Below are 6419 nucleotides of genomic sequence, written 5' to 3'. Positions count from 1 at the left end.
AGCACCGGACGGACCAATTTGCAGTCAACCCAGCAGGGCGACAGTCGGCGGACGAGCCACGGCGCCCAGAGCCCAACCATCATTAATGTCGGTGGCTGCTGATTGAGTCGTACTTCGAGATGGGGAGGAGTGCGGCATGAAGGTGCGAGTCGAGCGTGAGGTGCTGGCTGAGGCGGTTGGATGGGTGGCGCGTGGGTTGCCCAGTCGGCCGAGTGTGCCGATCCTGGCCGGGATGGTGGTCGAGGCGGCGGACGGGCAGGTGACGTTGGCCGGGTTCGACTACGAGAGTTCAGCGCGGGTGAGTGTGCCGGCCGAGGTGGCCGACGAGGGGCGGGTGCTGGTTTCCGGGCGGCTGCTGTCGGACATCTGCCGCAGCATGCCGCGCGACTCGGTGGATCTGAGCGGTGAGGCGGCTCGGGTTCAGGTGAGTAGCGGTGCGGCTCGGTTCGTGCTGCACACTCTGCCGCTCGATGAGTATCCGCCGCTGCCGGAGATTCCTCAGGCGAGTGGAGCGGTCGACGGGGATGTGTTCGCGCGAGCCGTCTCGCAGGTGGTGAGCGCGGCCGGCCGGGACGACACGCTGCCGGTGTTCACCGGGATTCGGGTCGAGATCCGTGGTTCGACGATTTCCTTGCTTGCCACCGACCGATACCGATTGGCGCTGCGGTCGTTCCCGTGGGAGCCGGTCGATGCCGGCGCCGAGGCCAACGCGTTGGTCCCCGCGAAGATGCTCGCCGAGGTGGCTAAGGCGATGACCGGTCATGAGCTCACGCTTGCGCTCGGTTCGACGCGCACAGGGGACGGGTTGATCGGGTTCGAAGGCGGCGGCCGGCATGCGACCAGCCGGCTGATCGACGGCGAGTTCCCGAGGGTCCGCAGCCTGATCCCGGCGGAGAACGCGATCACCAGCACAGTGACCGTGGACACCGCCGCGCTCGTCGAAGCGGTCAAGCGGGTCGCGCTGGTGGCTGAGCGGTCGGCGCCGGTGCGGCTCACGTTCGCCGACGGCCTGGCGACGCTTGACGCCGGCAACGGTGAAGAGGCCCAGGCGTCGGAGTCCGTCGAGGTCACGCTGACCGGCGAGCCAGTGGTCACCGGCTTCAACGCCGGCTACCTGCTCGACGGACTCGGCTCCCTCGGCACGCCGATCGCACACTTCGCCTTCACCCAGACCACCAAGCCGGCCAACCTGACCGGCCTCCGCGCCCCCGACGACACACCCACGCCGGACTCCGCCTACATCCTGATGCCCATGCGCCTACCGACCTGATGTCAATCGGCGCTGCCCTGCTCCGACCATAGGACAACCGAGGCGGAGGAGAAGCAGATGGAGTACGAGCGGCACTGCGAGCTGATCGTCGAGCAGGCCGAGCTGCTGGCCGGACATCTGACCGGCAGGCCGGGCAAAGATCTGCGTACGGCGGTCCAGTCGTGTCCTGGGTGGAACGTCGGGCAACTCGTCCGCCACGTCGGTGGGGCCCATCACGAGGCTACGGTCGTCGCGCGGACGGGCGAGGCACCGCCGGAGGACGAGTTCCGCGACCCGACGCACTGGTACTCCGACCCGGCCGACTGCACCGATGACGCGCTCCATGAGCTCACCGACTGGATCGTGGCCGGTGCCGGTGAGCTGGCGGAGGCGCTGCGCACAGCGGGCCCCGACGTACCGATCAAGATGCCGATCGACAACCCGACCACACGGTTCACCGCGCGCCGGATGGCCCACGAGACCGCGGTGCATCGCGCCGACGCCGCCCTCGCGTTCGGCGTCGAGTACGCGCTGGATCCCGAGGCCGCCGCGGACGGGATCGACGAGTGGATGGAGCTCGGTGCCCTCCCGTTCCACTTCGAGGTCCACCCGTGGATGCGCGAGCTGCTCGCCCCCGGCCGGACGCTGAAGTTCGCCGCACCGGAGCAGTCCTGGGTGGTCGACCTGACCGGGGACGTGATCCACTGGCGACACAGCGATGAGCCCGCCGCAGTTATCGTCCGAGGTCCCGTGACTGAGCTACTCCTGCGGCTGTACAAGCGCCGCGCTGGCGGGACCGACGTGGCCGGCGACGAGCACCTCCTCAACTACTACCTGGACCGCGTCAGCTTCGGATGACGTTGCCGCTAGCCCCGAATCATCCGTAGGTCGGAGGAGTGAATCGTGCTGTGGGCTGACGATTGTGGTCGGCTGGTGCGATGTAGTGGAGCCGGAAGCGCGGCGGAAGGGTGGATGTGGAAGGCTCGCGGGGACGGCTCCATGAGGTTGATTTGTTGCGGATCTTCGCGGCGTTCTCGGTGATGGCGTACCACTACCTGTTCTCCTCGTACGCCGATGGCACGTCCGCGATGCATTTCCCGCACGTGGACGTCGTCGCGCGGTACGGGTATCTCGGGGTCGACCTGTTCTTCACGATCAGCGGATTCGTCGTGCTGCTCAGCGCGTGGGATCGCAGCCCGCGGTCGTTCGTGGTCTCACGGGCGGTCCGGCTCTATCCGGCGTACTGGATCGCCGTCAGCCTCACGGCGTTCGTGTCCGTCGCCTTCAGCCAAGGACGATTCCCGGTCACACTCCAGCAGTACCTGGCGAATCTGACGATGCTCAACTCGCTGCCGAACATCCAGAACGTCGACGTCGTCTACTGGACGCTGTGGGCCGAGGTCAGGTTCTACGCGATGATCCTGGTCCTGACCTGGATCGGCATCACCGCGCGCCGAGTCACGATCTTCTGTTGGGCGTGGCTCGGGGCGACGCTCGTCTTCCAGACCGGACTGTTGCCGCACGCAACCGACCTGGTGCTCAACACCCAGTTCTCGCACTACTTCATCGCCGGTATGGCGCTCTGCCTGATCCACCGGTACGGCGCCACGCGACAGACCCTCGCCATCGTCGCGATCGCGCTCGGCAACGCGATCTACCGCGGCATCGGGTTCGCGGACCGCGTCGGCATCCGCTACCACACCGAGATCCACCGGACCGCCGTCGTCGCAATCATCATCACGATCTTCGCCGTCATGATGGCCGTCGCGCTGAGGCTGACGCATCGCCTCGGCCGCCCGTGGTTCGCGGTCCTCGGCGCACTCACCTACCCGCTCTACCTCGTCCACGCGCACATCGGCTTCATCATCTTCGAGCGCCTCGGCGACCAGGTGAACCACGTCCTCCTGGTCGCCGCCACGATGCTGCTGATGACCGGCATTGCGGCCGCACTGCACTACGGCGTCGAGCAGCCGCTCGCGCCACGCCTCAAACGCCTGCTCGGCCGGGTCCCACCGGTTTACGCACTCAGGAAGTAGCCCGTCAGCACCCGCGCCATCGTCTCCGGCGGCAGCGTGTGGAACGTCCCGTCGTGTCCCTCCAGCGTCCCGTGCGGGAGCGCCTCGGCCGCCTGCCGCGCCGCGTCCTTCAACCAGTCCGGACTGGCGTTGCTGTACATCGCCAACGTCGGTACGTCGACCGACGCCAGCAGGCCACGCGGTACGGCACTGTCGCCCATCTGCAGGCCGTCGTACACAAGGGTGTGCGCGATCGCCTCCATGCCGGCCCACATCGGCGTCTGCCGGATCTGGTCGACCGCCTCCTTCGGCTGGCCGACTGCCTCGACCATGAACAGCTCAGCCGCCCCACCGGGATTCCCGGCGTCGACGAACTCCTGCAGCCGCTCGATGTACCGGTCCGGCGCCTGCGGTGCTCCGTCGACCCGGAACGGCGGCTCCAGCATCGCCTGCTTCTCGAACGGCAGTCCGGCCTGCAGCAGCACCATCGACCCGGACGAGTAGGCGCAGGCGTACTGCGCACCTGTCGCCGAGCGGATCGCCTCCAGGTCCTCCCACTCACGCTCCACCGCGTACGGCAGGGTGTCGCCGGAGTCACCGCGACCACGCCGGTCGTAGTTCACCACGGTGAACGCCGACGACAGCGCCTTGGCGTCGTCGACGTACCGCGAGCGCTCGGTGAACCCGCCCGCGACGAGTACCAGGCCCGGCCCGCTGCCGTACGTGTCGTACGCGAGTTCGGTGCCGTCCTTGGAAACCACCTTCTGCATCACAGCTCCTTTGCCAGAGAGATCTCTGCCCATCCGTCGAACGGATCCGTGCCGGAAAGACACCCTGTGATCCACATCACAACACGCCGAGATCTTTCGGGCGACGGCGCACCTCACTACAGTTGGATTATGTATACAGGCGACTGCACACCATCCCGGGTTCGTTGATGCTGCTCCGCCAGCTGGAGTACCTCGTCGCCCTCGCCCGCGAGAAGCATTTCGCCCGGGCGGCGGAAGCCTGTTACGTCTCCCAGCCGTCGCTGTCGGCCGCGATCCGCAAGCTCGAGCAGGAGCTCGACGTACCGATCGTGCGCCGCGGCCGGCGGTTCGAGGGCCTGACGCCCGAGGGCGAGCGGGTGCTGCTCTGGGCGCAGCGCATCCTCGCCGAGCAGGACGCGCTGCGGCACGAGTTGTCGGTGATGCGCGGCGGGCTCAACGGCACGCTTCGGCTCGGCGCGATCCCGACCGCGATGCCGGTGGTTTCGTTGCTCACGACACCTTTCTGCGAACGGCATACCAATGCCCGGGTGACGCTGGAATCGCTGTCGTCGCGCGACATCACGCAGAAGCTCGCCGAGTTCGACCTCGATGTCGCGATGACGTATCTCGACGACGACACGCTCGGTCAGGTGCGCAAGACGCCGCTGTACGAGGAGCGTTACCTGCTGCTGACTCCGACCCACTCGAAGCTCGCCGACCAACCGGTCGCGACGTGGGCGGAGGTCGCCGAACTGCCGCTCTGCCTGCTCTCCCCCGACATGCGCAACCGCCGGATCATGAACGGCTACTTCACCGACGACGGCGTGACCGCGACGCCGGCCATCGAGAGCGACACCGTGTCCGGGTTGTACAGCCATCTGCACGGCAGTCACTGGTCGACCGTGATCTCGCACGCCTGGTTGCACATGTTCGGCGTACCGGACGGGATGCGCGTCGTACCGCTCAAGGGTCCGGCGCACGGGCCGCGGGTCGGCCTGGTGATCGCGGCACGCAGTCCGGAGCCTGTTCTGGCGCGGGCGTTGCTCGATGTCGCGCGGCAGGCCGGCGTACACAAAGCCCTCGACGATCTACTCGACGTGCATCTGATGGATTCCGGCTATCTCGACATAGCGAGCAAGTCTTTGACCGTCGGGCCGTGACACCGCGATGGTGGAAATCCCTTCAGAACAAGGAGATTCCCATCATGGCGAAGATTGTCTGCGTCCTGTACGACGACCCGACGACCGGCCACCCGACGACGTACGCGCGGGACGACATCCCGACCATCGACGGCTACCCCGGCGGTCAGACCGCACCCTCGCCGAAGGCGATCGACTTCACGCCGGGCGCCCTGCTCGGCAGCGTGTCCGGCGAGCTCGGGCTGCGCGAATTCCTCGAGAGCCAGGGCCACACGCTGGTCGTCACCTCCGACAAGGAGGGCGCCGGCTCGGTGCTCGATCGTGAGCTGCCCGACGCCGATGTGGTGATCTCGCAACCATTCTGGCCCGCGTACCTGACCGCCGAGCGGATCGCGAAGGCGCCGAAGCTGAAGCTCGCGATCACCGCCGGCATCGGCTCGGACCACGTCGACCTGGACGCGGCGATCAAGCACGGCATGACCGTTGCCGAGGTCACCTATTCGAACAGCATCAGCGTCGCCGAGCACGTGGTGATGATGATCCTCGGCCTCGTCCGCAACTACATCCCGGCATACCAAACGGTATTGGATGGTGGCTGGAACATCGCGGACTGCGTGGCCCGCTCGTACGACCTCGAGGGCATGCACGTCGGTACGGTCGCGGCCGGCCGGATCGGGACCGCCGTACTGCGCCGGCTGGCTCCCTTCGACGTGAAGCTGCACTACACCGACCGGCACCGCCTGCCGGAGTCGGTCGAGCGTGAGCTCGGGCTGACCTTCCACCCGAGCGCGGCCGACATGGTGCCGCACTGCGACGTGGTGACGATCAACGCCCCGCTGCACCCGGAGACCGAGGGGCTGTTCGGCGACAAGCTGCTCGGGACGATGAAGCGCGGGACATACCTGATCAACACCGCGCGGGCTCGCATCACCGACCCCGACGCCATCGTCCGGGCCCTGGAAAGCGGTCAGCTGGCCGGGTACGCCGGTGACGTCTGGTACCCGCAGCCCGCGCCGGCCGACCACCCGTGGCGGACGATGCCGCACCACGGCATGACGCCGCACATCTCCGGCTCATCGCTGTCCGCGCAGACCCGGTACGCCGCGGGTACCCGGGAGATCCTTGAGTCATGGCTTACCGGTACGCCGATCCGCGACGAGTACCTGATCGTCGACGGCGGGCAATTGGCCGGTGCCGGAGCGCATTCGTACTCGACCCGGGTGTAAGCCGGATCACGTGAGACGCGGGCATAACCGGTCAGTACACC

The 6419-nt window shown here is 67.4% G+C and carries 6 protein-coding genes; 5 read left to right on the top strand and 1 reads right to left on the bottom strand.

Features of this window, described 5'->3' with window-relative positions:
* Positions 1-136 precede the first annotated feature (136 nt).
* The 3 genes from dnaN to EV645_RS20015 all read left to right on the top strand — a co-directional run bounded on the left by dnaN (position 137) and on the right by EV645_RS20015 (position 3285).
* Positions 137-1270 (top strand): DNA polymerase III subunit beta, encoded by a 1134-nt coding sequence (dnaN, locus tag EV645_RS20025; RefSeq protein WP_130445383.1) that lies wholly within the window; start codon positions 137-139, stop codon positions 1268-1270.
* A 57-nt stretch (positions 1271-1327) separates the two neighbouring features.
* On the top strand, positions 1328-2107 hold the full coding sequence (locus EV645_RS20020; RefSeq protein WP_130445382.1) for a maleylpyruvate isomerase family mycothiol-dependent enzyme: 780 nt from the start codon (positions 1328-1330) through the stop codon (positions 2105-2107).
* A gap of 110 nt (positions 2108-2217) precedes the next feature.
* Entirely contained in the window at positions 2218-3285 is a 1068-nt protein-coding gene (locus EV645_RS20015; protein WP_338419148.1) for an acyltransferase family protein, read from the top strand.
* On the opposite strand, the gene EV645_RS20010 is transcribed toward EV645_RS20015, so the two are convergent.
* The gene (locus EV645_RS20010) at positions 3267-4034 is read right to left on the bottom strand and encodes an alpha/beta fold hydrolase (RefSeq protein WP_157997113.1); all 768 of its coding nucleotides are present in this window, start codon (positions 4032-4034) and stop codon (positions 3267-3269) included. The two genes, EV645_RS20015 and EV645_RS20010, sit on opposite strands and share 19 nt — an antisense overlap.
* Before the next feature lie 167 nt (positions 4035-4201).
* Between EV645_RS20010 and EV645_RS20005 the strand changes: the two genes are divergently transcribed.
* Positions 4202-5173 (top strand): LysR family transcriptional regulator, encoded by a 972-nt coding sequence (locus EV645_RS20005; protein ID WP_130445379.1) that lies wholly within the window; start codon positions 4202-4204, stop codon positions 5171-5173.
* A gap of 44 nt (positions 5174-5217) precedes the next feature.
* Positions 5218-6378: an NAD-dependent formate dehydrogenase gene (locus EV645_RS20000; protein WP_130445378.1), complete on the top strand. Its 1161-nt coding sequence runs from the start codon at positions 5218-5220 to the stop codon at positions 6376-6378.
* The last annotated feature ends 41 nt before the right edge of the window (positions 6379-6419 follow it).

It is taken from the genome of Kribbella rubisoli, from assembly GCF_004217145.1.
GTDB classification, from domain to species: Bacteria; Actinomycetota; Actinomycetes; order Propionibacteriales; family Kribbellaceae; genus Kribbella; species Kribbella rubisoli.
Note: the sequence above shows the minus strand (reverse complement) of the source record. Positions and strands in the feature narration are given on the sequence as shown.